General features: G+C 68.6%; 2 protein-coding genes. One reads left to right on the top strand and one right to left on the bottom strand.

The window, feature by feature from the left end; all coding sequences use genetic code 11:
- Nucleotides 1-525 (bottom strand): DUF461 domain-containing protein (locus tag ACIQOV_RS39845; protein WP_401055820.1); only part of this gene is annotated, 525 nt, incomplete at its 3' end.
- A gap of 428 nt (nucleotides 526-953) precedes the next feature.
- On the opposite strand from ACIQOV_RS39845, the gene ACIQOV_RS39850 reads away from it, so the two are divergent.
- Nucleotides 954-1,436: a CarD family transcriptional regulator gene (locus tag ACIQOV_RS39850; RefSeq protein WP_014136563.1), complete on the top strand. Its 483-nt coding sequence runs from the start codon at nucleotides 954-956 to the stop codon at nucleotides 1,434-1,436.
- Nucleotides 1,437-1,833: the final 397 nt, after the last annotated feature.

Raw genomic sequence — 1,833 nt, forward strand, 5'->3', positions numbered from 1 at the left:
GGCGGTCGGCGAGGGGGTCGGCCCGTAGCCGTTGTAGAGGCCGAGGTTCGGGTTCACGCCGGCCTGGGCCTCGACCTTCTGGCCGTCCTTGAAGGTGAAGACGGTCGGGGCGAAGCCGCCGATGTGGACGGTCGCGGAGGCGACGGTGGCGGACGGGTTGCCCTGACCGCCGATCGCCACCGCGCCACCGGCCGGGACGACGATGCTGGACAGCGGAGCGCCGGCGGCGTCCGCGAAGGTGGCAGCGGCACCGCCGACGGTGACGGACTGGAGCTCGGCCGGGATGTTCGCGGTGTTCGCGATGTTCACGACCACGTTGGCGGCACCGGTGTAGTCGCCCGCGGTGTTCTCCCCGGTGACGACCACGATGTTGTTCAGCCGGAGGTTGGTCCCGAGGGTCGCCGCAGCGTTGTCGGGCTTGATCTGCAAGGTATCCGGCGTGTTGCCGGCGGCGCAGGAGGACAGCGAGGCGATGGCGATGGCGGCGATGGCGGCGATGCTGCCGCGTCGAAGGCTGCGGCTCACGGCGGCGGCTTCTCCTAAGTCACGTGTCGGTAGGTCAGGTCTCAGATTATCGACCTCACTTATGCGCTCCTCACGGGGTGGCCCCCGTGTCGCACTCCCGGGGGCCGCCGGGGGGCCGTCCGGCGGCACGCTCGACGTGTCCAGGTCACTCGACGGACAAGGTTCGACCAAGATCGAATAACGATTCGGCCGCGACCCGAAAAGGGGTGAAAGCTCAAGATCCAATCATGGTTGCGGGGGTGTTGCGCAAGGGTTTCGTCCAACCCCGGAACCGCCTCCGACCTGCGGGAAGCCGTTCTCGAACACCGGTCGCAGCACGTCATGGGGGTCGTTGTCAAGCCCCGAGACCGGCCCTGACCTGCGAAAACGCCCTTCGAGTGTGCCGAGAAGCGTGTTATTCTGGAAAGCCACGGAAGGGGTCCTGTCACATGACGTTCAAGGTTGGCGACACGGTGGTCTACCCCCATCACGGGGCCGCGCTGATCGAGGCCATCGAAACTCGCCAGATCAAAGGTGTGGACAAGACCTACCTGGTGCTCAAGGTGCAGCAGGGAGACCTGACGCTCCGCGTGCCCGCCGAGAACGCGGAGTTCGTCGGTGTGCGCGATGTAGTCGGCCAGGAGGGTCTGGACCGGGTCTTCGAGGTGCTGCGGGCACCGTACACGGAAGAGCCGACCAACTGGTCCCGTCGCTACAAGGCGAACCTGGAGAAGCTCGCCTCGGGTGATGTCATCAAGGTCGCCGAGGTCGTTCGCGACCTCTGGCGCCGCGAGCGCGAGCGCGGCCTCTCGGCCGGCGAGAAGCGAATGCTCGCGAAGGCGCGCCAGATCCTCGTCAGCGAGCTCGCGCTGGCGGAGAACACCAACGAGGACAAGGCGGAGACGCTGCTCGACGAGGTCCTCGCCTCGTAGCGCGCGCCACCGCAGTGCGGTCGGGCTGCCGCCCAACGCTCACAGCGCCCGGTGCTGGCGCGCCGCTCCTCGGACGAACCGTCCGGGAGTGGTGCATTGGCACTTCGGGCGCTGAGGCATGTCCGGACCACGCCACCCGCCCTGGCCGGCCGAGGCCGGCAAGACCGTTTCGGCTCCCGCTGTTGCGGGGAGCATGCGGAGCTGTGCGGCGGGCGGTGGACCGTGGTTCTTCGGAAGGGGCCCGGTGCGCCCGCCGGGCACGCCATGGCCATACCCACTTCGCCGAAGGAGTGAAACCTGAACGCGTCAGGAGCAGTCGCAGCAGCAGTGGTGCCCGCCGCCGGACGCGGTGAGCGGCTGGGGCCGGGGGCCCCGAAGGCCCTGCGGGAACTGGGGG

This window comes from Kitasatospora sp. NPDC091257 (assembly GCF_044757675.1).
GTDB classification, from domain to species: Bacteria; Actinomycetota; Actinomycetes; order Streptomycetales; family Streptomycetaceae; genus Kitasatospora; species Kitasatospora lactacystinica.

Coding starts and splice junctions, on each gene's coding strand:
- ACIQOV_RS39850 (WP_014136563.1), top strand. CDS start 954: ATGACGTTCAAGGTTGGCGACACGGTGGTCTACCCCCATCACGGGGCC.